The organism is Rhodovastum atsumiense, from assembly GCF_937425535.1.
GTDB classification, from domain to species: Bacteria; Pseudomonadota; Alphaproteobacteria; order Acetobacterales; family Acetobacteraceae; genus Rhodovastum; species Rhodovastum atsumiense.
Genome location: NZ_OW485601.1, coordinates 2,693,115 through 2,720,037, shown reverse-complemented (window position 1 = coordinate 2,720,037; position 26,923 = coordinate 2,693,115). Strand labels below are relative to the sequence as shown.

The window sequence follows — 26,923 nt, the reverse complement described above, 5'->3', positions numbered from 1 at the left end:
CTCGCAAGGGCCACGACCAGAGAGGTGCGCATGGCCGTCAGCAACGCTGCCCCTTCGTCCCCCCGGACCGGGCCGGCCGCCGGCATCATCCTGTGCTTCGGCCTGCTGTATCTCGGCGCCGCCCTGCTGGGACACGCCCTGACCCTGCCGCTGTCCCATGTCGCCTCCTTCTGGCCCGCGGCGGGGCTCTATCTTGCCGCCCTGTTGCTCGCCCCCCCATCCCGCTGGCCCGCGATCATCGCCGCCGGAACGGCGGCGAACCTGGTCTCCGATACCCTGGTGCTGGGCCGCCCGGTCGGCCTCGTGCTCGGCTTCGCCCTGGCCAACGGCCTGGAAGCGCTGTTCGGGGCATGGCTCGTCCGACGGGTCCTGCGGCACGGCGAGGCATCGGAGGGAACCGGGAACATCACCGCCATCAGCCCGGGCTCGCTGCGAACCGTCGCGATCATCGGCGGGGCGGCCCTGACCGCGCCGATCCTCGGTGCCACGATCGGCGCCACGGACATGACCCTGATGGAAGGGCCGGCCGCCTTTGCCAGAGTCTGGAAAGTGTGGTGGGCGGCGGACGTGGTCGGCGTCGCCGTGGCCGCCCCGCTCGCCCTTGCCTCGGTGGCGATCCTGCGGGACATCCGGGCGGATCCGCGAAGGGCGGCAGCCCGTGCCGTGTCGGCCCGTGGCCGGGAAGGCGCGGCCGCCCTGCTGCTGGTGACGGCCGCCGCGGCGGGCGTCTTCTGGACCTCGGTATCGCCAGGACAGCCGATCGCGTTTCTTGCCCTGCCGCCTTTGCTCTGGCCCGCCCTGCGCCTCGGCGCGGGCGCAACGGCGCTGGCCTGCGCCCTGCTCGCGCTGATCGCGGCCAGCGGCAGCGCGGCCGGCCATGGTCCCTTCGCCGTCCCTACGCTCGCCCCGATGCTGCAGCCGGTGCTGCTGCAGTTGTTCCTCTACGTCGCCACCGTGACCGCGCAGGCGCTCGCCGTGGCCGAAGCCGAACGCCGCCGCGCTACGGCGGCGCTGGGTGCGCTGAATCTCGGGCTGACGGCGCAGGTCACCGAGCGCGGAACCGCCCTGGCGATGCGCGAGGCGGAGCTGAGCGGCCTGTTCGCCGCGAGCCCGGTCGGCATTACCCGCGCCGATCTCGACGGGCGCATCCACGAGGCCAACGATGCCTTCCTGCGCATCGTCGGGCTGAGCCACGCCACGCTGTCGGCGGAACCCCTCCGCTGGGATGCGCTGACCGCGCCCGAGTACCGCGCGGCGGACCGGGCGGCGATCGCCGAGGCCATGGCATCGCCGGATGGCCGCTGCCGCCCTTTCGAGAAGGAATACATCCGGCCGGACGGGAGCCGGGTGCCGGTGCTGGTCTCCTTCGCCCTGATCGACCGCGGGTCGGGGCTGTGCGCCGCCTTCATCGTCGATCTCAGCGAGCAGCGCCGGGCCGAAGCGACGGCACGGCGCGCCCTCGACGAGCTGCAGATGGTCTACGCCACCGCGCCGGTCGGGCTGTGCGTGCTTGACCGTGACCTGCGCTGGGTCCGCATCAATGCCCATCTGGCCGAGATCAATGGCGCGCCGGCCGAGGCCCATATCGGCCGGCGCATCGGCGAGATCCTGCCCGACCTGGCCGAGGCCGGCGAGGCACTCGGCCGGCGGGTGCTGGACAGCGGCGAACCGGTGCTCAACGTCGAAATCACCGGCGAGACGCCGGCCCGCCCCGGCGTGCGCCGCATCTGGATGGAGGACTGGCTGCCGCTGCGCGACGCGGCAGGGCAGGTGACCGGCATCAACGTCGTCGCGCGCGAGGTGACCGAGCAGCGGGCGGCCGAGGCGGCACTGGCGGAGCTGAACCGTCACCTGGAAGAGCGGGTGCGCACCGAAGTGGCGGCACGGGAGGAAGCCCAGGCACGTGCCGCCCATGCCGAACGGATGCAGGCGCTCGGCCAGCTCGCAGGCGGCATCGCGCATGACTTCAACAATGTCCTGCAGGCAGTGCAGGCCGGCGCCGGGCTGATCGAGCACCGCGTGGCGGACCCGGCCAGCGTGCGGCGCTTCGCCCGCACCGTGTTGAACGCGGCCGAGCGCGGGGCCGCCATCACCCGCCGGCTGCTCGCCTTCGCCCGCCGGGGCGAATTGCGGGCCGAGCCGATCGAGCCGGCCACCCTGCTGGATGGAATGCGCGACGTGCTGAGCCATACGCTCGGCAGCCCGGTGAGCGTGCGCGTCGATATCGGCCCCGACCTGCCGGCCCTGCTGGCCGACCGCGGCCAGCTCGAGACCGTGCTGGTCAATTTCGCCACCAATGCCCGCGACGCCATGCCCGAGGGCGGCACGCTCACCCTGGCCGCGGCGGTGGAACAGATCCCGCCCCGCCCGCTGCATCCAATGGGCCTCAAGCCCGGCCGCTACGTGCGCCTCTCCGCCACCGATACCGGGACCGGGATGGACCGGGCGACGCTGGCGCGCGCCTGCGAGCCTTTCTTCACCACCAAGGCCCAGGAGCACGGCACCGGGCTCGGCCTGTCCATGGCCCGCGGCTTCGCCGAGCAATCAGGCGGCGCGCTGGCAGTCGACAGCGCGCCCGGGCGGGGCACCACCGTCACGCTCTGGCTGCCGGCGCCGGAGCGGTTGCACGAAGCCACCACGCCCCGGTCCGCGCGCCCGCCCCCCGGAGCGGTCCGGCGCGTGCTGATCGTCGATGACGAGGACACGGTGCGGGAAACACTGGCCGCCGGCCTGGAGGACGCCGGGTTCGACGTCCTGACCGCCGAGAGCGGCGCCGAGGCCCTGGCGTTGCTGGAAGCCGAAGAGACCGTCGAGGTGCTGGTCTGCGATCTCGCCATGCCCGGCATGGGCGGCATCGCCCTCATCCGCGCGGCGGAAGCCTGCCGGCCTGGCCTGCAGGCGATCCTGCTGACCGGCTACATGGGCGAGGAAGCGCAGATGGCCGTGGGCGGCGCGCTGAGCGGAACGTTCTCGCTGTTGCGCAAGCCCGTCACCATCGCCCAGCTCGCCGACCGGATCGAGATGCTGTTCGCCAGGGCGGAGAGCCGGGGGCGTTAGAGCGGAACCGCAGCACCGGTGACGATCTCGCGCAGGTCACGGGCCAGTTCGTCGACACGGTCCGGGCGGGAATCCCAGGCGAACATGAAGCGCGCGCCGCCGCCGATGAAGGTGTAGAAGCGCCAGCCGCGTCCGCGCAGCGCCTCCTGCACGGCAGGCGCCATCTGCAGGAACACCGCATTGGCCTGCACCGGGAACATCAGCGTCACGCCCGGCAGGTCCTCGATCTGCGCGGCCAGGCGTCGCGCGCAGGCATTGGCGTGCGCGCCGTTGCGCAGCCAGGCGCCGCTGTCCAGCATGCCGGTCCAGGGCGCCGACAGGAACCGCATCTTCGAGGCGAGCTGGCCCGCCTGCTTGCAGCGATAGTCGAAATCCTCGGCCAGCGCCGGGTCGAAGAACAGGATCGCCTCGCCCACCGCCAGCCCGTTCTTGGTGCCGCCGAAGCACAGCACCTCGACCCCGGCCTGCCAGGTCATCTCCGCCGGGCTGCAGCCGAGGCTGGCGCAGGCATTGGCGAAGCGCGCCCCGTCCATGTGCAGGCGCAGGCCGAGCTCGCGGCAGGTGGCCGAAAGAGCCCGCAGTTCCTCGAGATCGTAGACCTGGCCCGTCTCCGTGGGCTGGGTGATCGTCACCACCCGTGGCTTGGGATAGTGGATGTCGCTGCGGCTGGTGGCGATGGCGCGGATCGCCGCCGGCGTCAGCTTGCTGCCCCCGCCCGGCGCGACCAGCAGCTTGGAGCCGTTGGAGAAGAACTCCGGGGCGCCGCATTCATCGGTCTCGACATGGGCCACCGCGGCACAGATGACGCTGTGATAGGACTGGCACAGCGCGGCGAGGGCAAGCGAGTTGGCGGCGGTGCCGTTGAAGACGAAGAAAACCTCGCACGCCGTGCCGAACAGCCTGCGGAAAGCATCCGAGGCGCGCGTCGTCCAGGGGTCCTCGCCATAGGCCGGGACATGGCCCTGGTTGGCCTCGGCCATGGAGGCCCAGGCCTCCGGGCAGATCCCCGCATAATTATCGCTGGCAAATTGTTGCTGGTTTTCAATCATGGCATACCGCCGTCCGCACTTCGTCACGATCAGGTCATCACGAAGGATTGCACGGCCGGCATGATCTCGTCGGTTGCCGGATCAGCTTCATCCCCCGTCCGGTTCCGACCCCCGCGCAGACCAGGCCTCGCGCGGCGACCGCTTCTGCCGTTGGACCGGCGATACACCGCGCACGCGGTCGCCGGCAAGCGCGCCCTACCGGTGGGAGAGCAATCGCGGGGCTGGCATGTCGCCGCGCTTCCGCTATTCTGACTTGGCAGATCAGAAATGGGGGTCCCTGCCCCCAATAAGTTCCAACCATACGCCGGCATGCATTCTGGTACATGCGCTGGTGCATGTGCTGGTACATGGGGGGGCCATAGGGGCGACATGATCGGGATGACCATTCCCGGGATCTGATCGCTGCGCCGATACATCCCTCGCGTGCAGAAACGGCTGGCTTTGTTTCGCGTGCGGCCGTCACATGATCTTTGCGTGATTTGGCGATTGATGCAAAGCCGGGCCGCAGGAACTCGCCCGGACCGCTTGTGTCCTGTGCAAACACGTGCCGACGACGCGTGATCTCGCAGTTGTGCGGTCCTCTGCGCATCGCAACGAGATCCCCGTGCCATCGCCGTTAGGGAACGAAATGAGGCGCAAAATCTCTTTCCTTACAAAGTGTTGAAAGAACCTGCGAAGGCCGGGATGCAACCGGTGGCAGGAAAAGTCCCACGGATGCCCCGTATTGACGGGCCGAGCTGCCGCTTGCTCGCTATGCCGGTGACGTAGCGGCACAGCGGGGAGGATTGTCCCGACAGGTGTCAGGCATGTGTGACAATGGTGTTGTCAGCCTGGCCGGAGAGGGTTGCCCGCTCGACATCGGCCGGGACCTGGACAAAGGACGGCGAACCCTGAACAGAAGCCTGCTCGGTGGTCTGCTGCTCTGCGCGGTCGTTGCGCTGCTGCCCGTGCTCGGCTTCCAGTTGCTCAACGAATGGGAAGCGCGGCAGGTGCGTGAACGCCTGGTGCGGGACGAGGCGATGCGCCTCGCCAGCCTGGTAGCGGTCGACCAACGACGCATCGTCGAAAGCGCGCGCCAGTTGCTGACCGCGATCGGCACCTTTCCCTCCACCCTGCTCGAACCACGAGACACCTGCGAGGCGCGGTTCACCACGCTGCTGGGACGGTTCGACCACTACCAGTCGGGCTCCTTCATCGGACCGGACGGACGCGTGGTCTGCGCCACCCACGCCGCCGATCGTGACACCGACGTCTCGGACCGGGCCTATTTCCGCGACGCCATGCGGACGGGCGGCTTCGCGATCGGCGAGATGGCGGCCGGCCGCGGCACCGGCCAGCGCAGCATCCACCTCGCGCAGGCCTATCGCGACGAGGCCGGCCGGATCGTCGGCGTGATCGCGCTGGGTATCCGGCCCGACTGGCTCGCACGGCAGATGGAGCGCCTGCCCCTGCCCATGGGTGCGGCCGCCACCGTGCTCGACCGCAACGGCACGGTGATCGCCGACTGGCCGCAGGTCGGGAAATTCGTCGGCCGACCAGCGACCGGTCCGGTACAGGCGCTGCATCAGCAGGGTGGCGCCGGCCTGACCGAAGGCCCCGGCCCGGACGGCGAATGGCGCATCGTCGCCTACACCCCGACCACGAACGCCCCCGACGGGCTGGGCGTGACGGTCGGGCTGAGCCGGCACGAGGCTTTCCGCGACCTCACCCAGGCGAACCAGCGCGGCCTGGCACTGATCGCGCTCAGCACCCTGCTCGCCATGACGCTGATGGTGCTGGTGGCGAACCGCCTGGTGCGGCGCCCGGCCGCGCGCCTGCTCGCCGCGGTCGAGCGGCTGGCCCGTGGCGATCTCTCGGCCCGCACCGAGCTCTCCGCGCAAGGCTCGGAATTCGAACGGCTGGGAGCTGCCTTCGACGTGATGGCCGAGCGCCTGCAGGGGCGTGAGCGGGCGCTGGCCAATGCGCTCGAGAGCACCACCGACAGCGTGTTCGCGCTGGATCGCGACTGGCGCTTCACCTACCTCAACGCGCGCGCCGCGGCGCAGCTCGCCGCGGGGCGCGACCTGATCGGCCAGGACATCCGTGGTGTCTTTCCCGGGCTGGCCGGCGGCCCCTTCAACGCTGCCTTCGCCGCGGCGATGGCGCGTGGCGAGCCGGCGCATGCGGATGCCCCCTTCGCCCCGCTCGGGCGGCATTTCGAGGCGCATGCCTATCCCGCGCCCGATGGGGTGACGGTGTTCTTCCGCGACGTCACCGAGGCGCGCGCCGCCGAGGCCAGGCTCGCCGAAAGCGAGGAGCAGTTCCGCACCCTCGCCGAATCGATTCCGCAACTGGCCTGGATGGCCGACGGGGCGGGCTGGGTCTTCTGGTACAATCGCCGATGGTACGAATACACCGGCACGACGAAGCCGGCGATGCAGGGCTGGGGCTGGCGCACCCGGTTGCATCCCGATCACGCCGACCGCGTCGTCCGGCACATCACCCATTGCTGGGCGACCGGCGAGCCCTGGCAGGATACCTTCCTGCTGCGCGGACGCGATGGTCGCTATCGCTGGTTCCTCTCCCGCGCGCTGCCCATCCGCAACGAGGCCGGCGAAATCGTGCGCTGGTTCGGCACCAACACCGACATCACCGAACAGCGGGAAGCGGAAACGCTGCTGGAAGCGCGCGTGGCCGAGCGCAGCACCCAGTTGGTCGCCAGCGAGCGGCTGTTCCGGGCCGTCTTCGAGAACACGCCCGACATGGCCTTCGTGGCATGCCGCCGCGCCGATGGCCGCTTCGTCTACGAGGCGGCCAACCCGGCCTTCGCGGCCTTCCTCGACCGGCCCGAGACCGAGATCGTCGGCCGCACCGTCGAGGACGTCAGCGGCCCCGCCCGCGCGCGGGACATGGTTGAACGCTACACGGCCTGCATCGAGCAGTCCCGCGTGCTGCGCGAGGAAACCGAAACGGAATGGCACGGCGAGCCGCGCACGCTGGAACTGGTTCTGGTGCCGCTGCCCGACGCAGCGACCGGCACCGACCGGCTGGTCGGCAGCGCCCGCGACGTCACCGACCGGCGTGAGCTGGAACAGCGGCTGGCACAGGCGCAGAAGCTGGAGGCCGTGGGACAGCTCACCGGCGGCATCGCGCACGACTTCAACAACCTGCTGCAGGTGGTGGCCGGCAATATCGAACTGGCGCGGCCGGTGATCCGCCGCGGCGAGATCGAGCGCGGCGCCCGCCTGCTGGAGAATGCCCGGCGCGCCATCGGGCGCGGGGCGCGGCTGACCGCGCAACTGCTGGCCTTCTCCCGCCGCCAGACGCTGCATGCCGAGCGGCTGGTGCCCAGCCGGCTGGTGGCGGAGATGAGCGACCTGTTCCGTCGCGCCGCCGGCGAGACGATCCGGCTGGAGACCCGCGCGCAACCGGATCTCTGGCCGGTCTGCATCGATCCCTCGCAGCTTGAATCGGCGCTGCTGAACCTGGTGCTGAACGCACGCGATGCCATGCCGCGGGGCGGCGTCCTCACCGTGGCGATGACCAACACAACGCTGACCGCGCGCGAGGCGGGGAAGCTCGAAGATATCGCGCCGGGCGATTACGTGCGGGTGGAGGTGTCCGATACCGGCGAGGGCATGGCCTCCGAGGTGCTCGCGCATGCCTTCGAGCCGTTCTTCACCACGAAGGAAGTCGGCAAGGGATCCGGGCTGGGGCTCGCGCAGGTGCACGGCTTCGTGCGGCAATCCGGCGGGGCGGTGGCGATCGTGAGCATCCCTGGCCAGGGCACCAGCGTCTCGCTGTTCTTCCCGCGCGCCCCGGCCGCACCCGAAGAAACCGAGGGCGACAAGGATTCCCCGGCCAGGCCACCTTCAGCGACCATCCTGCTGGTGGAGGACGATCCCGACGTGCTCGAATCCATCAGCGTCCTGCTCGCCGATGCCGGGCATCGCGTGATCCCGGCCCGCAACGGCGGCGAGGCACTGGGCGTGCTGCGCTCGACGGAACGGCTGGATGCGCTGGTCTCGGACGTGGTGATGCCAGGCGGCATCAGCGGCGTCGATCTCGCCCGCGAGGCGCGCCGGCTGCGTCCCGGGCTGCGGGTGGTGCTGACCTCGGGCTATGCCGCCGACGTGCTGGCGCTGCTCGGCGCCGGGGCGGAGTTCGACGTGCTGGTGAAGCCCTACGCGCAGGCGGACCTGCTGCGGCGGGTGGCGGCCTGACCGCCGCCTGCCGCCATCAGCTGGAACCTTTCAGCAGCCCGGTGGAAGCGGCACTCACCTGAACGGGCGCCTCACCCGCGGACTCGACCTCGTTCACCCGGAAGACGTGGTTCATCAACGCATCCAGGGTGCGGAAGACGGCCTCCACGGAATATCCCGCGAGGAAAGCGAGCGCCGAGGCGGACAGCGTGACCGCGAGCCCCAGGAAGCCCCGCTCCTGCGAGGCCGCCGCCGAACTGGCCGAGAACAGGCCGATGCAGGCCCCGCTCAGCGCCCCAAGCGCCAGCCGGATGTTGTTGCACCGGCGCACGCGCGGCGTCAGCAGGCTGCGGCCGAGCCGATCCTCGAAACGCCGCAGCACGAACGCCGCGGATCCCAGGAAGCCATACAGGATGGGAAGGATGTAATTGCCGAGCACGGACATGACCGCCGGCCCGGTTTGCTCATCCGGCCCCTCCCGGAACAATGGCCAGTAGTAGGCCCATTGGACCAGGTGTTTCTTCATCCGGGAAATCCGGTCGTCCAGGTCGGAGAGTTCATCGCAGAAGGCATATTTCGTGGCCAGGGTGGCCGTGGCGCCCGATCGTCCCGTACCGGCACCGGCGGCATCCGGCGCTGCCGGTGCCGGCGTCCCTTCCACATGGCACATGCGCCGCCTGAGATTGCTGACGACGACATCCTCATCCGTCGGCCGCCGCAGAAGATCGGCCGCCGCGGGCGACGCACCGTCCCGGTCAGGCATGGAGACGCCGTACAGGATGCCCGCCGTCTCCGCGCTGGCAATCCTGGTCCTCACGGCCCCGGCATCGCGCCGGATCGCGTCGTAGGTATCCAGCAACGTCTTCCCCAACGCGGTGTAGGCCGCCAGGAAAATCGCCGCCACGAGGCAGATGCTGGCGAGCAGGACCGTCCGGCGCACGGATCTGAGCAGAACGACCGCCGGTTCCACGAGTCCGGGGAAGGCTTCCTTCGCGAACTGCAGGGCCGTGTTGTCCGGCGGGGTCGCTGTCCCGGCCGCATTCACCGACTGCTCCCCCGAAACCATCAAGGTGAACGCAATGGTCGAGCCATTGGCAGGCCATGCCCGGGAATTCAGCACATCCCTTGCCCGCACCAGGAAGGCCGCGTCCGCGTCGAAACTGGCCGACTGCTCCGTCAAAGGATATTTGATCGCCATGGCACGGCGGACCAGCAAGGTGGCGCCCTGCAGGTCCCCCTCGACCTCCGCTCGCCGCCCCCCGTCCGACGTGGCTTGCTGAACGAGCGACACGTCCTGCGACCGGGGGCCTGAAACGGCGGCTCCCCCCCCATGAATCCCGGCCAGGGACTTGTCCGAGCGACCTGACAGGTAGTCGAGGAGCAGGTAGACCTCGGCGGCCTCGCGGTTGAGGAATTGCGACCGTGCCGTCGCGCGGAAATCCGTCTGGACGTCCATCCTCGGCCCTCCACGCAGCAGGCCCGGGGACCGCCCCGGGCCATTTTCATGTACCGCCGTCTTTCAGGGACCGGGACACGGAGCCCCTGGCACCTGATGAAAAACTTCCATTTCCATTGATACCAAATGCCGCGGCGACAATAATTTATTAATACAATGCTCATATAATTGTGATTCGAACCGCGCTTTCGGAATACCCAGGCCAATGCCGCCCAGGGACGTCACGATTCGACTTTTGGGAAGCCGACCTTCAACCGGGGATCCACTGCCGCAAGGCCCGGTCCGGATGTTCTCTCATTCCGGCCCGGGCGATCTTCCCTTAACGCTTTGAGAAATCGACGACGGCGGCGAAGCCGGTCTCGGTGCCGAAGGCGAGATGCGAGCCTTCGGCGCTCCAGGCCAGCGCCGAGACCGGGCCGCGGCCCGGTCCACAGACCGGCAGGATCCGCGCGGCGTTGATGTCGGCGAGCACCACCAGCCCATCGGAGAAACCGGCCGCCACCGCCTCGTGCTGCGGATGGCAGGCCACCATCGTGCAGGTGATGTCGTCGCCGCCGGCCAGTTCCGTCGGCGCCTTGCCCATCGGCCCGCCGCCGAAGAATGGCCACAGCACGATCGATTCGGCCCCGGAGGTCGCCAGCCACTTGCCGTTGCGGGTGAAGCTCAGCGCCCGCGTCTTGTTCGGATAGCCGGTCATGCGCATGTGCTGCCCGTCGGTCAGCCGCCAGCCATGCAGCGCGTTCTCCTGCATGGCGGTGACCACAGCCTCTCCATCGGGGCTGATGGCGATGCCGGTGTGGCTGCCCTTCCATTCCAGCTTGCGCGGATTGTCGGTCTTCGAGGCGACATACCAAAGGCTCGCGCCGTTGTAGTGGGACGCGGCGATACGCTTGCCCTTCGCATCGAACACGATGCCGGTGACCGAGGACGGGTGCTCGAGCGCCTTGAGCCGGCGCCCCTGGCCGTCGAACAGGTGCAGCACCTTGCCGACGGCGCAGGCGCGCAGGGCGGCCTTGCCGTCGCTGAAGCTGGTGACGTGCTCGACCCATTTCATCATGCCGAAGCCGGCGATCTCGGTGACGTCCTCCCCGGCGACGCGGCACAGCCGGCCGTCATCCCCGCCCGAGAGGAACCCGGTCGGCGCCGCGTCGGCGGCGAGCGCCTGCACCGCCCCGTCATGCACCTCGACGCCGCGCCAGTCGCCGCCCGCGCGCGCAACGATCCGCAGCGTGCCGTCGCCGAGCGCGAAGGCGCAATCGGGGCCGGCGCGCTCGAAGGCGACCGCCACCACGAAGGCATCGGTCTGCTGCGAGACCCCGCGGGTCTCCAGCAGATGGTCGGCGGAAAGAACCTGGTTCATGCCTCAGGCCGCCACGCAGCTCTCGAAGCCGCGCCGCAATTGCGGGCGGTTGAGGTTGCGGCCGATGAACACCAGCCGCGAGCGACGCGGCTCGCCGTCCTTCCACGGCCCGATGAAGTCGCCATCGGCCATCATGTGCACAGCCTGGAAGGCGAAGCGCCGGTCCTCGCCCTTGTAGTCAAGGATGCCCTTGGTGCGCAGCAGGTCCTGGCCGCGCTCGGCAAGCAACGCCGAGATCCAGGCGTTGAAGCGCTCGGGGTCGATCGGCTGCTCCAGCTCAAAGCTCATCGACCGGACTTCCTCGTTGTGCTCGTGGCTTTCGTCCTCGAGGAAGTCGGGACGCTGCGCCAGGATGCGGGCGAGGTCGAAGGCACCCTGGTCGAGCAACTCGGCGATCGGCACGTTGGCGCGCTCGGCGCGCAGGATGCGGGCGAAGGGATTGATCTCGCGGATCCGCGCCTCGACCGCGGCCAGCTCCTCCGCGGTGACGAGATCGGTCTTGTTGAGCACGATCACGTCGGCGAAGGCGATCTGGTCGGCGGCCTCGTGGCTGTCATTCAGGCGCTGCGGCAGGTGCCTGGCATCCACCACCGTCACGATCGCATCCAGCCGCGTCTTCTGCCGCACGGTGTCGTCGACGAAGAAGGTCTGCGCCACCGGCGCGGGATTGGCGAGGCCGGTGGTCTCGATGATGATGCCGTCGAAGCGGTTGCGGCGCTTCATCAGCCCACCGATGATGCGGATCAGGTCGCCGCGCACGGTACAGCAGATGCAGCCGTTGTTCATCTCGAAGACTTCCTCGTCGGTGTCCACGACGAGGTCGTTGTCGACGCCCAGTTCGCCGAACTCGTTGATCACCACGGCGTATTTGCGGCCGTGCTGCTCGGTGAGGATGCGGTTGAGCAGGGTGGTCTTGCCGGCACCGAGATAGCCGGTCAGCACCGTGACCGGCACCTGGTCCTGGGAATTGGCATCCGCCATGGGGATCTCGCTCCGTGAACGCGCGGGTTTGCCGCTCATATAGGGCGGGGTGCGCCCGGCGACCATGCGGCCAGCACATCGCGGCGCAGCGCATCCAGCCGCGATGCGGCCAGCGGGGCGTCGAACGCCGCCGCCCGCGCCCGCCCGGCGGCCGAGAGCGCGGCGCGGCGATCGGGATCGCGGGCCAGCGCCAGCATCGCCCCGGCCAGCTCCGCCGGATCGTCGGGATCGACCGGCAGCGCCGCGCCACGCGCCACTTCGGCCAGCCCGCCGCGCATCGAGCACAGCAGCGGTGCACCGCAGGCCAGCGCCTCCAGCGCCGCCAGCCCGAACGGCTCCTGCCAGCGGCTGGGCATCACCGCGATGCCGGCGCGAACCAGCGCCGCCAGCACCGCGTCGTGCGGCAGGTAGCCATGCAGCGTCACCCCGGCCGCCGCCGCACGCGGACGCAGGTCGCGCAGGAACGGCGTCTCCGGGCTGTCGGGGCCGAACCGGTCGGCCCCGATCATGGCCGCCCGCCAGCCGGGCAAATGCGGCAGGGCCCGGGCACAGGCGGCGACGAACACGTCCGCCCCCTTGTCGGCGACCACCCGGCCGGTGAACAGCAGCAGGTCCTCGCGCGGCCCGGCGGGCGGGATGACGGCGAAGTCGATGCAGTTGGGGACCACCACCGGTCCCCGCGGCGGCACCTCGACCCCCGCCAGCAGCCGCGCGCGCAGGAACTCCGAGACCGTGGCCACGCAGGCGAGGCGGTCGAGCAGCGCATGGCGCTCCTGCGCGGTGCGGGCGCAGCGCATGCCCTGCGGGTCGTTGTGCAGCACCAGCATCACCGGCACCGGCAGCCGGGCGGCGAGGAACAGGGCGACGTCCGGGCGGTTGTGCACTTCCACCAGCGCCGGCGGATCACGGCGGAGCCGACGACCGAGCGCGGCGGCATAGCGGATCGCCTGGCTGGCCAGGATCCAGGCCGGACGGACCGGACGGAAGGTGACATCGGTGAACGGGGCCGCCACTTCCGGTCCGTACACCACCGGCACGAAGGCCGAAGGCTGCACCACCAGCCGGTGCGCCAGCAGCCCGATGGCCCCGGCTGCCAGTGGCGAGAAGGCTTCCCGTGGCGGTAGGACGACCGCAATCCTGTCCTTGCACATCGCGATGGTCTGTAGCGCGGATGCGCCGGCACGGCGACAGGGCCCGCCGCCGGATCAGCCCTGCCCACCTCGCGGCGCCCCCGGACCAAGGGCAGCGCTGATACGACAGCCGGGTCGAAATGTAACTTCGATCAAGCACTTGCCAGATGTCGCGGCGGGCAGGCGAGAGCAGGTTTCCCTTGTCGCGTGTCTTTTGTGGTCATTATACAACCGATCAAACCCAGGCCGGCCGATCTTCCCTCGCGGAGACGGCATGGCCCAGCACGGAGGCCGCCGCGGCATGAGCGACGACACGTCCCCCCTGGAACGTCCATCGGCGGAGCTGGCCGAAGCCATCCGGGAAGCGGCCCGGTTGCTGCCGTCCTCGGACACGGACGGGCGCAGGCTGCGCGGCTTCGGCACGGGGGACGAGGCCGTCCTGGACGCCGCGGATCGCGCCACCGCCACCCGCATCCTGCGCGAGGTCTTCCTGCGCGAACCCGACCGTTCGCTGGCCACGGCGCACGCGCTGGAAGTGGCGGCGTGCCAGGTCGTGAGCAACGCGCTCCAGCCCGATGAGGAACAGGACCGCATGACCCTTGCCTTCTCCCGCCTGGCGGCAGCCACGTCCGACGCTCTCGGCGAGCCGATGCCGGGCTGGGCCGCGGCAGTGCTGCAGGCTCATGCGGACGCCGAATCGGCCCGGCAGGCCGCTGACAGGACGCGTCTGCGGCTGGAAGAACTGCTGATGGCGCGGCGGGGAGCCTGACGGGAGCCCCTACCCTGCCGGCGTGACCCCGGGCGCCGCGGCAGCGCCGACGGGCTCCCGCGTTTCCGGCATGGCGAACAGGGTACCAAGGCAGCCCAGCACGGCGATGACCCCCAGGGTCAGGAAGGCGTCGCCATAACCGAAGGTCACGATGATCGTCCCGGCCAGGGTGGTGCTCAGCGCCGCCCCCAGCCCCTGCGCCGTGGCGATCGCGCCCTGGCTGACATTGAAGCGCCCGGTGCCGCGGGTCAGATCGGCCACCACCACGGGAAACAGCGCCCCCATGATCCCCGCGCCGACCCCGTCGAGCAACTGCACGCCCATCAGCCAGACCGGATCGTCGGACACGGGATAGAGCAGCCCCCGCACCGCCAGGACGCCGAAACCGGCGAGAAGGATCGGCTTGCGCCCCCAGGCGTCCGCCCGGGCGCCCACCACCGCGGCCACCGGCACCATGACGCACTGGGCCGCGACGATGCAGCCGGCGACCAGCGAGGTGGCGTCCTCCTTGCCGACCACGTGCGCCAGCAACTGCCCCACCGAGGGCAGCATGGCGGCATTGGCCAGGTGAAAGACCGTCACCAGCACCGCGAAGGTCAGCAACGCCCGGTTCGCGAGCAGGACACGCAGGCCCGACGGCGCCCCGGCCCCGCCCCCCGCCGCGTCATGCGCCAGCCCACGCGCCGCGACGTGGTCGATGGCGTCGGGCGGGATCATCAGCGTGGCGACGATGCTCAGCCCGGCCAGGATCGCCATGATCCAGAACACCACGACCGGCCCGAACACCACCGCGGTGGCCGCCGCCAGCGCGGCCGAAGCCGCGTTGCCGGCATGGTTGCAGGCCTCGTTGCGGCCGACGCGGCGGGAAAACCGGCGCGGCCCCACCAATCCGAGAGTCAGGGCGGCGATGGCAGGTGGGAACACGGCACCGGCCGCCCCGGCGAGCGCCTGGGTGGCCGCCACGGTGGCAAAGCCGTCGGCGAAGGGAAGCGCGAGGCACCCGAGCGTCACCGCCACGGCGGCGGCGATCACCAGCAGGCGCTTGTGGCGCGTACGGTCGATCAGCGCCCCCGCCGGGATCTGCGCCAGCAGGCCGGCAACCCCGGCGATGGTCATGACCAGGCCGGCGGAGGCTTCGTTCCACCCCTGCTGCGGTCCACGCACGGCAACCAGATAGACGGCGAGATAGGGTCCGAGCCCGTCACGCACATCCGCCAGGACAAAATTCAGCCAGTCCAGCGCCCGGCCGACCCGGCGCGCAGGTGCCTGCGGATGCGACGACACCTGTTGCGGCAAAGCCCCCTCCTCGCCCCCGGCCGACGGCCCGACAACGCCGCCGGCCAGGGCCGGTTGTCGGGCGTCAGGCCGGCGCCTCGTATTTCGCCAGATGCCACGCCGCCGGCTCCGCCGCCGCCAGCCGGTACCATTCCTCAAGCAGCGGATGCGCCCGCACCGTCGCGCAATAGCCGCGCGCCGCCGCCGACAGCTCCGGCTGATAGGTCAGGAAGCGGCACACCACCGGCGCATACATCGCATCCGCCGCGCCGAACGCCGCCCCGAACAGGAACGGCCCGCCGGACGCCGCCAGCGCTTCCGCCCAGCCGGCGTCGATCCGCGCGATGTCGGCCAGTGCCCCTTCGGTCCGCCCCGCCCCCTGCGCCTGCCGGAACAGGCTCATCGGCATCGCCATGCGCAGCTCACGGAAGCCGGCATGCATCTCCGCCGCGATCGACCGCGCCCAGGCCCGCGCCCGCGGCTCCTGCGGCCACAGCGCCGGCGCGAGATCGGCGCAGTACTCGCAGATCGCCAGGCTCTCCCACACCCGCACGCCGCGATGCTCCAGGTACGGCACCGTCCCGGAGGGCGTGGCCTGCTTCACCGCCGGCGTGGAGCCGCCCGCCAGGGCCAGCACCTGCTCTTCCACATCGAGCCCGGCCAGCCGCACGGCCAGCCACCCGCGCAGCGACCAGGACGAGTAGCGGCGTGTACCGATCACCAGGCGACTCTCGGGCATGGCATTTCTCCTTCGCTGCCCGGCAGCTTGCCGCGAAACGCCCGCGTCGCGAAGGTCCGCACAATGGGTTCCAAGGGCCGTGCCCTTGGTGGAGGTGCAGGAGGCGAAGCCTCCTGCCGGGTCCGGGGCAACGCCCCATAGGCGTTAGGATAGCGCCTGTGGGGCATAATTGACCTGCCTTTGTCGGCGTCGTGGGGGATCGGCGAGTTTGCGATGGACGCTGGCGGCGTTGGCGAGGAGCTTGAGCAGCCCGATGGCACCGAGCACGGCCTGGAGCAACGTGCGCAGGACCATTTTGGAGCTGCGCCACAAGGATGGGGCGGCGTTGGCTTCACTGAGGTCCTGAGGGGAAAAAGGCCAGGAAATCCCGGTTCACCGTGTCGCAGAGCAGCGCCAGGATGAGATGGGCATGGAGCCAAACCTGTCCGCCGGTCTGGGTGTGGGTTGGAAGGCGGTCGATGTGCAGCAGCGATTTGAGCCGCTTGAAGGCGAGTTCGATTTGCCAGCGCAGCGGGTAGGTGGTTAGCACTTCCGTGGCCGGGATCTCGCTGGGGAGGGTGGTGCCCAGGATGAGGAACTCCGCTGCGATGAGACTGCGGGGGTCGGGCGTGGTCTGCTGGCGGCTGGCTTTCTGTAACAAGCGCTTGCGATTGGCCGCGGCCTTTTCTGCGGGCAGGCGCAGCGCCACCACCCGCAACGGCAGCAGGGGGCGATCGCGGCCCGTCACAGCGTTGACGAGAACGCTGCCTACCTCGCCCGGCTGGGAAATCTGCTGCAGCAAGCGGATCAGGTCGAAGGGATCCCCTGTGTCATCGCGCAGGGGCAAGGTGTTCCAGCGCATGCGGACGATGAAATCGGCGCCCCCCTCGCCAGCCTGCTGCAGGTAGCGCGCCAGTTCGGGACCATTGCAGAAGCCACGATCGCCCAGACGGAGTTCACCCGGCACCGGAGCGCCTCGGCTGAACCGTTCGCCTTCCTTGGCATCGGTCAGTTCCAGATGCGTAAACCCGCCCGCGGCAAGGTCGTAGACCGCGTGCACCCGCCAATCGGTCCCCTTGCTGCCAGGTTGGCTGAGGCTGGTGCTGTCGACAATGCGCAGGTGTCGCCCGGCCCACAGCGGTGAGTGCGCCGACCGGCCGTGTTCCAGCTGAGACCTCACGATCGCCCGCAGAAAATCGACGGACTGATGCAACCGATCGTGCAGCGATGGGCCGCTCAGCTGGGCCACCCCCACCAACTCAGCCCAGGCCGCCGTCTCCTGGATCGACAGCCCCCCCGGACCGCGCGCCAGCGCCAACCGCAGCAAGCTCTCCGCATCCCGCACACCGCGCAGCCGGAGAAGCGCCTTCGTCTCACGCGCCAATCGCGACAGATCCAGATCGCGCGGCAACCGCGACCGAACCAAGGCCCAGTCATCCGCATGGGGAGATGCAAATGTCTGCATCTCCCTCATAAAATAAGCCAAACCCCTCAGCGCAAGAATATCCTAACGCCTATGGGGCAGCGCCCCGGGCTAGTCGTTCGCCCCGGACGGTTCCGGCAGGCGCTCGGCGAGCAGGATCTGGCCGCCGTAGCCGCGGACGTGGTCGGCTTCCGCCGGGTTCATCGTACCGGCCAGCAGGTCGGGCCGCAGGTTGGTGATAAGGCTGCTGGTATCGGCGTCGTTCAGCACCACGACGAGATCGACGCAGCCCAGGCTGGCGAGCCGGGCGGCGCGCACGGCCTCGGGCTGGAACGGCCGGTCCGGGCCTTTGTCGCGATGGACGATGGCGTCGTCGTAGACGCCGACGATCAGGCGGTCGCAGGCGGCTCGGGCCTGTTCCAGCAGGTGGATATGGCCGGCGCGCAGCGGGTCGAAGCAGCCGTGCACCAGGCCGATGCGCAGGGCCCGGCGGCGCCAGCGTTCGGTGCGTTCGGCGGCGGCCTCGCCGGCGGTGATCTTCTGCAGGGCGCCGCTATGGGGCAGCAGGGCGGCGGTCAGGTCGTGTTCACGCACCACCGCGGTGCCGATGCGCCCGAGCACGATGCCGGCCGCGATGGTCGCCAGCCGGGTGGCGGTGGGCAGGTCGAGCCCGGCGGCGAGGCAGGCCGCCACGGTCGCGGAGGTGGTGTCGCCGGCGCCGGAGAGGTCGAGCACGTCGGTGGCCTCGACCGGGCAGTGGAAGGGTGCCCCGTCATGCACCAGGGTGGTGCCGGCCTCGGCGCTGGTGATCATGATGGCGCCGATGTCGTGCAGGCGGCGCACCGACTCGGCGGCGGCGACGAAGCCGTCATCGCTGTCGGGCGGGATGGTGCAGGCGCGGGCGAGGTCGCGCCGCGAGGTCAGCAGCACGTCGGCGCCGGCGTAGCGGGCGTAGTCGTTGCCGCGCAGGTCGACGACGATGCGCCGGCCGAGCCGCCTGGCGGCGGCGATCAACTGGGTCGGGATGTCGCCGGCCAGCACGCCCTTGTGGTAGTCCGCCAGCACCGTCACCGAGGTCGCCGCCATGGCGTCCCGGCCGATGCGCATCAGCCGGTCGGCCAGCCGGGGGTTGATCGGCGAGGTTTCCTCGTGGTCGGCGCGCAGCAACTGGTGGCCCTGGTGCCCGCCCTGGGCGATGAAGCGGGTCTTCACCGTGGTGGCGCGTGACCCTTCCACCAGCAGCCAGGGTTCCACCCCGGGCTGGGTGCCGACCAGCCCGGTCAGTTCCGAGCCGGCGGAATCGTCGCCCACCACAGAGACGAAGGCGACCGCGGCACCGAGCGCGCCGAGGTTGCGCACGATGTTGCCGGCGCCGCCGGGCACCGCGATCTCGCGCTGCACGCTCAGCACCGGCACCGGCGCTTCCAGGCTGATGCGGTCGACCTCGCCATAGACATAGCGGTCCAGGGTGACGTCGCCCACAACGAGGACACTGGTTCGTCCGAGGCGACGGACCGCGTCGGCGAGATCGGGGGTGGAAACAGGCGGTTCGGCCCGGGGGGCGGGCGCGTCGCTGACTTGCATCATCATGCCGTAGCGCTGTCGGCAGGCGGAGGCAAGCAGTCAGGCACGGGGAATCACGGCAAGGCGCGCCCAGGCTCCGGAGAGGGGCCGCGGGTCATGCGCGCAGGAAGCTCATCCGGTCCGCTTCCAGGACCAGGCAGGTGAGCGCCCCGCCCATGCAGGCGCCGGTATCGATGCCGATCCGGTGGGGACGGACCACGGGCTCGGGTTCGGGGGTGTGGCCGTGCACCACCACGCCGGGCAGGTCGCCCTCGAAGGAGAGGAACGGCTCGCGGATCCACAGCATGTCGAAACGGGACTGGCGCGTCAGCGGCACTCGCGGGCGTAGCCCGGCATGTACGAACACGTAGCCGCCGGCGGCATGCATCAGCGGCAGCGCCTGCAGGAAGGACAAATGGCGGTCGGGGATGGCCGCCACCCACTGGCGCACCCGGGTGCGCAGCGACACGCCCCAGCTTTCCAGCGCCATGTCGCCGCCATTGGCCAGCCAGACCGGGGCGGTGTCGGCGTCGGCCAGCGACATCAGCATCATCTCCTCGTGGTTGCCCATGAGGTTGATCACCCGCGGGCCGGGCCCTTCGCCGGTGAAGGGAAAGGGCTGCAGCAGCGTCTCGACCACGCCGGCGCTGTCCGGCCCGCGGTCGACATAGTCGCCGAGGTGGATGACGAGCGCGTCCGCGACCGGGCGGGCGACGAGATCGCGGTTGATCTCGCGATGCAGCGCGCGGAGGCGGTCGGAGCAGCCATGCACGTCACCGACGGCATAGACACGTTCTCCGGCGGGAAGAGTGGCGGGTGCTAACGCGAAGGTAATCATGACGCTCCAGTGTAGTGACTGGCCCGCCCGGTTTCGAGGCAGTGCCGGGTCACAGCCCACGGCGTCACCCGTGCGGCCGGTACCGGAACCGGGGATGGGCCGCACGAGGCGGACGGGCAGGAAGCCCGGCGGAGGGCCAGGCGGCAAGATGGACCTGATGCAGCATATCGCGAAGCAGGAACAGGGGCGGGCAAGCTGGAGCGGTCCGGTCACGGACCGGCTGCCCAGGGAACGATTGCGGGTGGCCTCCCCACCGGCCATGGCGCCGGAAGGGGGGGGCGAGCACCTGCTGCTGGATGCGGTGCGCCGGGCGCTGCGGCGGCCGGAAGGCCGCATGGCACTGGTCCTGCACCTGTCGCGGCTGGACCCGCCGGCGCCACGTCCGCACCATCAGCGCATCGCGCGCGCCATCCTGCAGGACACGGCCCAGCGGCACGAAGGGCAGGTCTTCGCACTGGGCAACGGCGACATGGTCCTGCTCTGTCACCTGGCCGAGAAGCGGGCGCCGGCGGCGCCGCGGCCAGTGGGCACGATCGGCCTGGCCGACCCGGCGGACCTGCCGGCCACGCTCGGCCGGCTCCTGCGCGTCGATGCCCCCGACCCGACCCGGGTGATCAGCATCTGGCACCTCGACGGCGACACCGCGGGGCTGCAGGCCTATGCCGCTGCCCGCGCCGCGGACGCACCGGCGCGTCCGCCCCAGGAACAGGCGGCGGGGGAACCCGGCCAGATCGCGGCCGTGGCGGCGATTGCCGCGCTGGTGGACGACACCGCGGTCGGGGACCTGGTGCACCTGCAGACCGGTGTCCTGATGACGGGACCGGCCGGCACCGATACGGCGGAGGGTGACGGGCCGTCACTGCGACCGATCTATCGCAAGGTGATCCTGGCCACGGCCGCGCTGGAGGCACGTCTCGCCGCCGAGGGCCAGGCCGGCGCGGATCCGTTCCTGTTCCGCCACCTCGCCAGGCGACTGGACCGGCGCTTGCTGGCACTGCTGCACCAGGCGGCCGGCCAGGGGGCGGCCGGCCAGGGCGGCCCCTTCGCCGCCTGCGTGCCCGCGGGGGGATGGGTGGCGCTGCATCTCGAACTGACTTTGCCACTGATCCTGTCCGATGCCTTTGCCGGTTACGCAGCGTCGTGCCGCGACGCCGGCATTGCCCTCGGCGTGGAAGTCTCGCTGCTGGAAGCCTGCGGCGACCCGGTGTCGTTCGCCCGGGCGCGGGCGCTGCTGGTCGAGGCCGGGCTGCGGCTGATCCTGGGCGAGGTATCCCATCTCACTTTGCTGATCGCCCGGCCCGAGGCGCTGCAGCCGGACCTGCTCAAGCTGGAGTGGTCGCCGCGCCTGCGGGAGCTGCCGGCCCAGGAACGACAACAACTCGCCGCCACGATCGAGCGCATCGGCCCGGACCGGATCCTGCTGCATCGCGCCGACACCGAGACCGCGCTGTGCTGGGGCCTGTCGCACGACATCAGGCGGTTCCAGGGGCGGCATATCGACGCCATGCTGGCGGCGACGCGCATGGTCGGCTGCCACGATGCGGCCGGCTGCACGCTGCGCGAATGCATCGAGCGCGCCGCGGCAAGCGGCCCGGCCGGCCGGACCGGCTGCCGCACCCCCGGGCTGCTGGCCCCCTCCCTGCCGGTGCCGCTTCCCCCGGTGCCGGCGCCCCTGGCATCCGCCGAGCTGGTTGCATGACCCGGAAGTCGCACTCATGAGCCCATGGCCCCGCCGCCCGACCCCGGCGCAGGACGTCACCGATATCATCGCGGCGGACACGGCCCGCCTGGGACAGCTGGCACGCGATTGCGCCGGTTCGGACATTGGCCGGGAAGTGCTGCTGCTGCGGCTGTCAGGGCTGCCGGAAGTGCTGGCCCGGCCGCATCATCTGCGGCTGGCGCAGGCAGCGATCGACCCGCTGGTGGATGCCGACCGCGCAGAGCGATTCGCCCTGCCCAACGGCGATGTCGCCATCGTCTGGCGGGGGGACGCCAGCGCGGCCCTGCAAACCAGCATGGAGACGGTGCTGCACCTCTTCGCCGACGAAGGCGATGTGCTGCCGGATCCGGATACGCTCACGCTGACGCTGCATTTGCCGCAGGACGCCGGGACGCTGCTGCGGATCATCGAGGACGCGTCGCGGCCACCGGATGCGCAGCCGTCCGACCCGGAAGCGCAACTGGACCCGCTGGACCCGCAGGCCCTGGCCGGGATCGAGCGCGACCTCGCCAGCGCCGATGTCGCCCGCTTCGTGCGCCGCCGGCAGATCTGCGAGGCCACCGAAGAAGGGTTGCTGCCCTGCTGGGAAACGCGCCATCTCTCGATCACCGAAATCGCCGCCCAGCTTTGTCCGGACCGGTCGGTGCGGGCCGATCCCTGGCTGTTCCGCCGCCTCACCCGCACGCTCGACCGACGCATGCTGGCGCTGCTGGCGGCGCCGCAGGAACTGCGCGAGGCCGGGCCGTTCAGCCTCAACCTGAACGTGGCCTCGGTGCTGTCGCCAGAGTTCCTGCGCTTCGACGCGGTGCTGCCGGGGGTGTTGCGCGGGCAGGTGGTGATCGACCTGGCGCTGCCCGACCTGATGGCCGACCCGGCGGCCTTCCTGTTCGCGCGCGACTTCGCCCACACCCGTGGCTATCGCCTGGGGCTGCGCGACGTCACGCCGGAGCTGCTGGAGGTGTTCCCGCTGCACCAGATGGAGCTGGACCTGCTGCAGCTACGCTGGTCCGCGGCGCTTGCGGACGGCGATGGCGCAAGGCTGCCGGAGCCTGGCCAGGTGGTGCTGTGCCATGTCGACACCCCGGCCGCGCTGGCCTGGGGCCTGGCACGGGGCATCACCCTGTACCAGGGCCGGGCGGTGCATCCCCTCGCCCGGGCGTGACCGGGCAGGCGGCGGGGCGGTGCCGACCGCCCCCGCCGGTACCCGGCGCCGTTGCAGTGGCCGATCCCCCCTTGGCGGCGGCATCGGCGCGGCCTAAGCCGCTTGCATGGACGTCATCACGGCAAACGGCCTGACCAAGCGCTACGGCGAGACCCTGGCAGTGGACGGCATCGATTTCTCGGTGCCCTGCGGCCGGACCGTGGGGCTGCTCGGGGGCAACGGCGCGGGCAAGACCACCACCATCGCCATGCTGCTCGGGCTGCTCATCCCCACCGCCGGCAGCATCCGCATCCTGGGCCACGACATGGCCCGGAACCGCTTCGCCGCCCTCGCGCGGATGAATTTCTCCTCGCCCTACGTCGCCCTGCCGCAACGGTTGAGCGTGGTGGAAAACCTGCGCGTCTATGCCCATCTCTACGATGTGCCCGACGCCGAACGCCGCATCGCCGAACTCGCCGAGGAACTCGATCTCGGGGATTTGCTGCAGCGCCCGGCCGGGCAGCTTTCGGCCGGGCAGAAAACCCGGGTCGCGCTGGCCAAGTCGCTGATCAACCGCCCGGAGGTCCTGCTGCTCGACGAGCCCACCGCCAGCCTCGATCCCGATACCGGCGAACGGGTGCGCAGCTGGCTTGAACGCTACCAGGCGGCGAGCGGCTGCTCGATCCTGCTGGCCTCGCACAACATGGCCGAAGTGGAGCGGCTGTGCAGCCACGTGCTGATGATGAAGCAGGGCCGCATCGTCGATCGCGGCAGCCCGACCGAGCTGCTGACCCGCTACCGCCGCGACGACCTGGAGGAAGTTTTCCTCGACATCGCCCGCAACCGGGCGCGGGAGGACGCGGCATGAGCGGGGTTGCTTCCTCCTCCGCCTCCGCGCAGGGCCGGGCCTCGCTGCGGCGGATCTGGGGGCTGATGTACCGCCATCTCGCGTTGTACCGGCGCTCCTGGCCGCGCCTGCTGGAGCTGGCCTACTGGCCGGCGCTGCAGATGTGCATCTGGGGCTTCACCGCCTCGTTCTTCAGCCAGCGCATGGGCAGCACCGGGGCGGTGGCCTTCGGCATCCTGCTCGGCGGGGTGCTGATGTGGGAGATCGCGCTGCGCGGCCAGATGGGGGTGGCGATCTCGTTCCTCGAAGAGATCTGGTCGCGTAACCTGGGCCATGTCTTCGTCAGCCCGCTGCGACCGTGGGAGCTGGTGGCGGCGCTGTTCGGCATCTCGATCGTGCGCACGGCGCTCGGCGTGCTGCCGGCGGTGCTGCTGGCCTGGGCGCTCTATGCCTTCAACCTGTTCGCGGTGGGCTGGGTGCTGGTGCTGTTCACCATCGGCCTGCTGATGATGGGGTGGTGGGTGGCGCTGGGCGTGATCAGCCTGATCCTGCGCCATGGCGCGGGGGCCGAGGCCCTGGCCTGGTCGATCCTGTTCGCCCTGACCCCCTTCGCCGCGGTCTATTATCCGGTTTCGGTGCTGCCGGGCTGGCTGCAGCCCTTCGCGCTGGCCCTGCCGGCCGCGCATGTGTTCGAGGGGCTGCGGGCAGCGCTCGATCACGGCCAGATCGCCTGGAACCACCTGGCCTGGGCCTTCGGCCTGAACGGGATCTGGCTGGCCCTGGCCGGGCTGCTGTTCCTCGTCCAGTTCCGGGCGGCCCGGGAGCGGGGCGCCTTGCTCAATATCGGCGAGTGACGATGAACGAGATTGCGCGGGATCCGACCCGCTTCTGGCTGATCCGGCATGCACTGGTGGCGGAAAATGCCCGGCTTTATCTCTACGGCATCATGGATGTCGAACTGTGCCCGCACACGCTGCTGGAACAGGCGCCCATGTATCGCTCGCTGGCCGAGCGCCTGCCCCGGCCGGCGCACTGGGTGGCGACGCCGCTCTCGCGCACCCGCCGCACCGCCGAGGCGATCTTCCAGGCCGGCTACCCGGACGCGGCCCCCGCGATCGAGCCCGGGCTGATTGAACAGGATCTCGGCGAATGGCAGGGCCTGCCGCACGGTGACCTGCCGGCGCGGCTGGCGCTGCCGGCGCATCCGTTCTGGCCGCTGGCCGGCGAGGAACGCCCCCCGGGCGGGGAGAGCATGGCCGACGTGATCGGCCGGGTCGGCGCGGTCATGGAACGCCTGGCCCGCGAGCAGCCCGGGCGGGACGTGGTGGTAGTGACGCATGGCGGCACGATCCGGGCGGCGGTGGCGCATGCGCTGCGCATCGGCGCCGACAGCGCGCTGCACCTCTCGGTGCAGAACCTGTCGCTGACCCGGCTGGAACGGCATGCTTCGGGATGGCGCGTGGTCTGCGTGAACGAGTTGCCGGGCTACTGAGCCCGGCCGCAGGTTTATGTTCTGACATAAAAACAAATCCAACCCGGCCCGGTGCACGCCCGGCCGCGCCAGGGGCAGGTGCGTTGTCCCGCCCTGCCGCCCCGGCTATCTTCGCGAACGTACCTCATCCAGGACGGTCGGACGATGACGACGGCACTGCTCATCTGTTTCGTGTTTCTGGGACTCGGGGCGTTGTTCGTCTCGAACCGCCCCGGGCTGTGGACCGCGATTCGCGAACGCGTCCTGCCGACCGGCACGCCCGAGGAAATCCGCGCCCGCATGGAAGAACAGGACGACCTGTTCCGCACGGCGCGCCACAGCTTCGAGAAGGCCGCCTCCACGACCCGGAAGGGATCTCCGGTGGACAGCGCCGCCGCCGCCCAGATCGCCGCGGTCAATGTCTTCGTCGAGAAAGCCCAGGTCCAGCTGACGCGCCACGCCGTGTGGTGCATCCTCGGCGCCACCTGCTTCGTGCTGATGGACGTGGTGGTGGCCACGCTGGCGCTGATGCACCTGACCGCCGCCATCGGCCCGCTCGCCGGCTGGCAGCAGGCCAGCGTCGTCATCGTGCAATCGATCCTGCTCGCGGGCTTCGCGGCGGCGGTGATGTGGCCGCTCACCCTGCTCGCCCGCGCCTTCTTCCGCGAAGCCGCGGCGACGCTGGAGAAGCGGCATTCGCTGCGCATGGGACGGCTTTATGTCCAGTTGAAGGCCCTGAGCACCCCGGAGCCGGGCGAGCCTGCCCGCAGCTTCACCGACACCGAGCTGCTGCGCGCCTTCGGCCTGGCCGCCCCCGCCCCGGCCGGCACCGCCGAGGCCGAGCCGCGGACCCCGCCGGTGCGCCTGCGCCTGCGCTCTCCGCGTCGTCGCGACGAGCAGGTCGAGACGCTGCCCGAAGAACGCAAGCCGCGCCTGACCTGACCGGCGGCCGCGCCGGCACTGCCGGCGATCCGCTGCCTCGTCGTCCCGGCGCACGCGGCCGGGCGAGCAGCCGGGGCGGTCCTCGCCCGGGGAACACGGAAACGTGCATGCGGCTGCCCTCGCCCCGCTCGTTCCTGCCGTGTCATGTCAAGCTTGCCGTGTAACCCCCTGCCAGGACAAACTGCGCCACCCTATTCCTGCCGGTTTCGCACCGCTTTCACCCTTTTCGACCTTCAGGGCCGGCCCCCGGCCCGGGCCTCCGCCCCCCATGATCGGGAGACGCTTTTCCATGACCCGCTTTCTTCTCGCAGCCGTTCTGGCCCTCCTGCCGCTGGCGGCGCGGGCACAGACCGAGCAGCAGATCCTGGTCGACCGTGCCACCCTGACGGTGCAGGAAATGCTGGCGGGCTCACCACAGAGCGACGCCCGCAACCTGCTGCGCCGGGCCACGGGCGCCATGATCTGCCCGCGGGTGTTCAAGGCGGGTTTCATCTTCGGCGGCCAGGGCGGCAGTTGCGTGCTGGTCGGCCGCACCCAGGCCGGCTGGACCTACCCCGCCTTCTACGGGCTGGGCAGCGGCAGCTTCGGCCTGCAGATCGGCATCCAGGACGCCCAGTTACTGATCATCGTGCTCACCCAGAAAGGACTGCAGGCGCTGCTCGACAGCCAGTTCAAGTTCGGCGCCGATGCCGGCGTGGCCGTCGCCACCGTGGGCGCGGGCGTGCAGGGGTCCACCACCGCCGCCCTGAAGGCGGACATCGTGGCCTTCTCCATGGCGCGCGGGCTCTATGCCGGCATCACCCTCGACGGCAGCCTGATCAGCGCCCGCAGCGAATGGAATTCGATCTATTACGGCCGCCCCATTGCCGCCCAGCAGATCGTGCTGCAGGGCGATGGCAACAACCCCGGTGCGGAACCGCTGCGCGAGATGCTGGCCCGCTTCTCCGGCGGCTGAACAAAAAGCCAGAGCGCGCAGGCCGTTTACGGTCAGCGCGCTCTAGC

Annotated in this window: 20 protein-coding genes; 10 read left to right on the top strand and 10 right to left on the bottom strand. The window is 70.5% G+C overall.

Going from position 1 to position 26,923, the window contains the following annotated elements; translation table 11 throughout:
- Window positions 1-30 precede the first annotated feature (30 nt).
- Window positions 31-3,057: an MASE1 domain-containing protein gene (locus tag NBY65_RS12395; RefSeq protein WP_150044221.1), complete on the top strand. Its 3,027-nt coding sequence runs from the start codon at window positions 31-33 to the stop codon at window positions 3,055-3,057.
- Here NBY65_RS12395 and NBY65_RS12390 read toward each other — a convergent pair.
- The gene (locus NBY65_RS12390) at window positions 3,054-4,106 is read right to left on the bottom strand and encodes a threonine aldolase family protein (protein WP_150044223.1); all 1,053 of its coding nucleotides are present in this window, start codon (window positions 4,104-4,106) and stop codon (window positions 3,054-3,056) included. The two genes, NBY65_RS12395 and NBY65_RS12390, sit on opposite strands and share 4 nt — an antisense overlap.
- 806 nt (window positions 4,107-4,912) lie before the next feature.
- Between NBY65_RS12390 and NBY65_RS12385 the strand changes: the two genes are divergently transcribed.
- The gene (locus tag NBY65_RS12385; RefSeq protein ID WP_150044224.1) at window positions 4,913-8,308 is read left to right on the top strand and encodes a PAS domain-containing protein; all 3,396 of its coding nucleotides are present in this window, start codon (window positions 4,913-4,915) and stop codon (window positions 8,306-8,308) included.
- 16 nt (window positions 8,309-8,324) lie between these two features.
- Here the strand turns inward: NBY65_RS12385 and NBY65_RS12380 are convergent, their stop codons facing one another.
- The 4 genes from NBY65_RS12380 to NBY65_RS12365 all read right to left on the bottom strand — a co-directional run bounded on the left by NBY65_RS12380 (window position 8,325) and on the right by NBY65_RS12365 (window position 13,235).
- The gene (locus NBY65_RS12380; protein WP_150044226.1) at window positions 8,325-9,743 is read right to left on the bottom strand and encodes a hypothetical protein; all 1,419 of its coding nucleotides are present in this window, start codon (window positions 9,741-9,743) and stop codon (window positions 8,325-8,327) included.
- A gap of 319 nt (window positions 9,744-10,062) precedes the next feature.
- Window positions 10,063-11,103: a WD40 repeat domain-containing protein gene (locus NBY65_RS12375; protein WP_150044228.1), complete on the bottom strand. Its 1,041-nt coding sequence runs from the start codon at window positions 11,101-11,103 to the stop codon at window positions 10,063-10,065.
- A gap of 3 nt (window positions 11,104-11,106) precedes the next feature.
- Entirely contained in the window at window positions 11,107-12,084 is a 978-nt protein-coding gene (locus tag NBY65_RS12370; protein ID WP_150044229.1) for a CobW family GTP-binding protein, read from the bottom strand.
- A gap of 35 nt (window positions 12,085-12,119) precedes the next feature.
- Window positions 12,120-13,235 (bottom strand): glycosyltransferase family 4 protein, encoded by a 1,116-nt coding sequence (locus tag NBY65_RS12365; protein ID WP_150044231.1) that lies wholly within the window; start codon window positions 13,233-13,235, stop codon window positions 12,120-12,122.
- 280 nt (window positions 13,236-13,515) lie between these two features.
- On the opposite strand from NBY65_RS12365, the gene NBY65_RS12360 reads away from it, so the two are divergent.
- Window positions 13,516-13,983, top strand: a complete 468-nt coding sequence (locus tag NBY65_RS12360; RefSeq protein ID WP_150044233.1) for a hypothetical protein — start codon at window positions 13,516-13,518, stop codon at window positions 13,981-13,983.
- Between the two features lie 9 nt (window positions 13,984-13,992).
- Here the strand turns inward: NBY65_RS12360 and NBY65_RS12355 are convergent, their stop codons facing one another.
- The 5 genes from NBY65_RS12355 to NBY65_RS12335 all read right to left on the bottom strand — a co-directional run bounded on the left by NBY65_RS12355 (window position 13,993) and on the right by NBY65_RS12335 (window position 19,800).
- Window positions 13,993-15,279 carry an MFS transporter gene (locus NBY65_RS12355; RefSeq protein ID WP_150044235.1) on the bottom strand — a complete coding sequence of 429 codons (1,287 nt, stop codon included), beginning with the start codon at window positions 15,277-15,279 and terminating at the stop codon, window positions 13,993-13,995.
- Between the two features lie 64 nt (window positions 15,280-15,343).
- Window positions 15,344-15,997 (bottom strand): glutathione S-transferase, encoded by a 654-nt coding sequence (locus NBY65_RS12350; RefSeq protein WP_150044237.1) that lies wholly within the window; start codon window positions 15,995-15,997, stop codon window positions 15,344-15,346.
- Between the two features lie 331 nt (window positions 15,998-16,328).
- Window positions 16,329-17,441 carry an IS4 family transposase gene (locus NBY65_RS12345; protein ID WP_162530944.1) on the bottom strand — a complete coding sequence of 371 codons (1,113 nt, stop codon included), beginning with the start codon at window positions 17,439-17,441 and terminating at the stop codon, window positions 16,329-16,331.
- Between the two features lie 69 nt (window positions 17,442-17,510).
- Window positions 17,511-18,983, bottom strand: coding sequence for a PfkB family carbohydrate kinase (locus tag NBY65_RS12340; RefSeq protein WP_150041537.1), 1,473 nt, complete (start codon window positions 18,981-18,983; stop codon window positions 17,511-17,513).
- A gap of 94 nt (window positions 18,984-19,077) precedes the next feature.
- Window positions 19,078-19,800, bottom strand: a complete 723-nt coding sequence (locus NBY65_RS12335) for a metallophosphoesterase family protein (RefSeq protein ID WP_150041527.1) — start codon at window positions 19,798-19,800, stop codon at window positions 19,078-19,080.
- A 157-nt stretch (window positions 19,801-19,957) separates the two neighbouring features.
- On the opposite strand from NBY65_RS12335, the gene NBY65_RS12330 reads away from it, so the two are divergent.
- The 7 genes from NBY65_RS12330 (at window position 19,958) to NBY65_RS12300 (ending at window position 26,876) form a co-directional block, all read left to right on the top strand.
- Entirely contained in the window at window positions 19,958-21,499 is a 1,542-nt protein-coding gene (locus NBY65_RS12330) for a hypothetical protein (protein ID WP_150041526.1), read from the top strand.
- Window positions 21,500-21,515: 16 nt separating this feature from the next.
- Window positions 21,516-22,682: a hypothetical protein gene (locus tag NBY65_RS12325; RefSeq protein WP_150041525.1), complete on the top strand. Its 1,167-nt coding sequence runs from the start codon at window positions 21,516-21,518 to the stop codon at window positions 22,680-22,682.
- Between the two features lie 106 nt (window positions 22,683-22,788).
- A complete protein-coding gene (locus tag NBY65_RS12320; RefSeq protein ID WP_150041524.1) occupies window positions 22,789-23,529 on the top strand; it encodes an ABC transporter ATP-binding protein in 741 nt (246 codons plus the stop codon).
- Window positions 23,526-24,362, top strand: a complete 837-nt coding sequence (locus NBY65_RS12315) for an ABC transporter permease (protein WP_150041523.1) — start codon at window positions 23,526-23,528, stop codon at window positions 24,360-24,362. Before NBY65_RS12320 ends, NBY65_RS12315 begins: the two co-directional genes overlap by 4 nt.
- Window positions 24,363-24,364: 2 nt before the next feature.
- Complete coding sequence (locus NBY65_RS12310) at window positions 24,365-25,000, top strand: histidine phosphatase family protein (RefSeq protein WP_150041522.1); 636 nt, start codon at window positions 24,365-24,367, stop codon at window positions 24,998-25,000.
- A gap of 144 nt (window positions 25,001-25,144) precedes the next feature.
- Window positions 25,145-25,921, top strand: a complete 777-nt coding sequence (locus NBY65_RS12305; RefSeq protein WP_150041521.1) for a hypothetical protein — start codon at window positions 25,145-25,147, stop codon at window positions 25,919-25,921.
- A gap of 289 nt (window positions 25,922-26,210) precedes the next feature.
- Window positions 26,211-26,876: a lipid-binding SYLF domain-containing protein gene (locus NBY65_RS12300; RefSeq protein ID WP_150041520.1), complete on the top strand. Its 666-nt coding sequence runs from the start codon at window positions 26,211-26,213 to the stop codon at window positions 26,874-26,876.
- Window positions 26,877-26,923 lie beyond the last annotated feature (47 nt).

What these genes read in the sequence shown, in the direction of transcription:
- NBY65_RS12340 (WP_150041537.1), bottom strand. Translation starts at nt 18,983, where the DNA reads ATGCAAGTCAGCGACGCGCCCGCCCCCCGGGCCGAACCGCCTGTTTCC.
- NBY65_RS12335 (WP_150041527.1), bottom strand. Translation starts at nt 19,800, where the DNA reads ATGATTACCTTCGCGTTAGCACCCGCCACTCTTCCCGCCGGAGAACGT.
- NBY65_RS12330 (WP_150041526.1), top strand. Translation starts at nt 19,958, where the DNA reads ATGCAGCATATCGCGAAGCAGGAACAGGGGCGGGCAAGCTGGAGCGGT.
- NBY65_RS12315 (WP_150041523.1), top strand. Translation starts at nt 23,526, where the DNA reads ATGAGCGGGGTTGCTTCCTCCTCCGCCTCCGCGCAGGGCCGGGCCTCG.
- NBY65_RS12305 (WP_150041521.1), top strand. Translation starts at nt 25,145, where the DNA reads ATGACGACGGCACTGCTCATCTGTTTCGTGTTTCTGGGACTCGGGGCG.
- NBY65_RS12350 (WP_150044237.1), bottom strand. Translation starts at nt 15,997, where the DNA reads ATGCCCGAGAGTCGCCTGGTGATCGGTACACGCCGCTACTCGTCCTGG.
- NBY65_RS12300 (WP_150041520.1), top strand. Translation starts at nt 26,211, where the DNA reads ATGACCCGCTTTCTTCTCGCAGCCGTTCTGGCCCTCCTGCCGCTGGCG.
- NBY65_RS12325 (WP_150041525.1), top strand. Translation starts at nt 21,516, where the DNA reads ATGAGCCCATGGCCCCGCCGCCCGACCCCGGCGCAGGACGTCACCGAT.
- NBY65_RS12390 (WP_150044223.1), bottom strand. Translation starts at nt 4,106, where the DNA reads ATGATTGAAAACCAGCAACAATTTGCCAGCGATAATTATGCGGGGATC.
- NBY65_RS12320 (WP_150041524.1), top strand. Translation starts at nt 22,789, where the DNA reads ATGGACGTCATCACGGCAAACGGCCTGACCAAGCGCTACGGCGAGACC.
- NBY65_RS12385 (WP_150044224.1), top strand. Translation starts at nt 4,913, where the DNA reads ATGTGTGACAATGGTGTTGTCAGCCTGGCCGGAGAGGGTTGCCCGCTC.
- NBY65_RS12310 (WP_150041522.1), top strand. Translation starts at nt 24,365, where the DNA reads ATGAACGAGATTGCGCGGGATCCGACCCGCTTCTGGCTGATCCGGCAT.
- NBY65_RS12360 (WP_150044233.1), top strand. Translation starts at nt 13,516, where the DNA reads ATGAGCGACGACACGTCCCCCCTGGAACGTCCATCGGCGGAGCTGGCC.
- NBY65_RS12375 (WP_150044228.1), bottom strand. Translation starts at nt 11,103, where the DNA reads ATGAACCAGGTTCTTTCCGCCGACCATCTGCTGGAGACCCGCGGGGTC.
- NBY65_RS12365 (WP_150044231.1), bottom strand. Translation starts at nt 13,235, where the DNA reads ATGTGCAAGGACAGGATTGCGGTCGTCCTACCGCCACGGGAAGCCTTC.
- NBY65_RS12370 (WP_150044229.1), bottom strand. Translation starts at nt 12,084, where the DNA reads ATGGCGGATGCCAATTCCCAGGACCAGGTGCCGGTCACGGTGCTGACC.
- NBY65_RS12395 (WP_150044221.1), top strand. Translation starts at nt 31, where the DNA reads ATGGCCGTCAGCAACGCTGCCCCTTCGTCCCCCCGGACCGGGCCGGCC.
- NBY65_RS12380 (WP_150044226.1), bottom strand. Translation starts at nt 9,743, where the DNA reads ATGGACGTCCAGACGGATTTCCGCGCGACGGCACGGTCGCAATTCCTC.
- NBY65_RS12345 (WP_162530944.1), bottom strand. Translation starts at nt 17,441, where the DNA reads ATGCAGACATTTGCATCTCCCCATGCGGATGACTGGGCCTTGGTTCGG.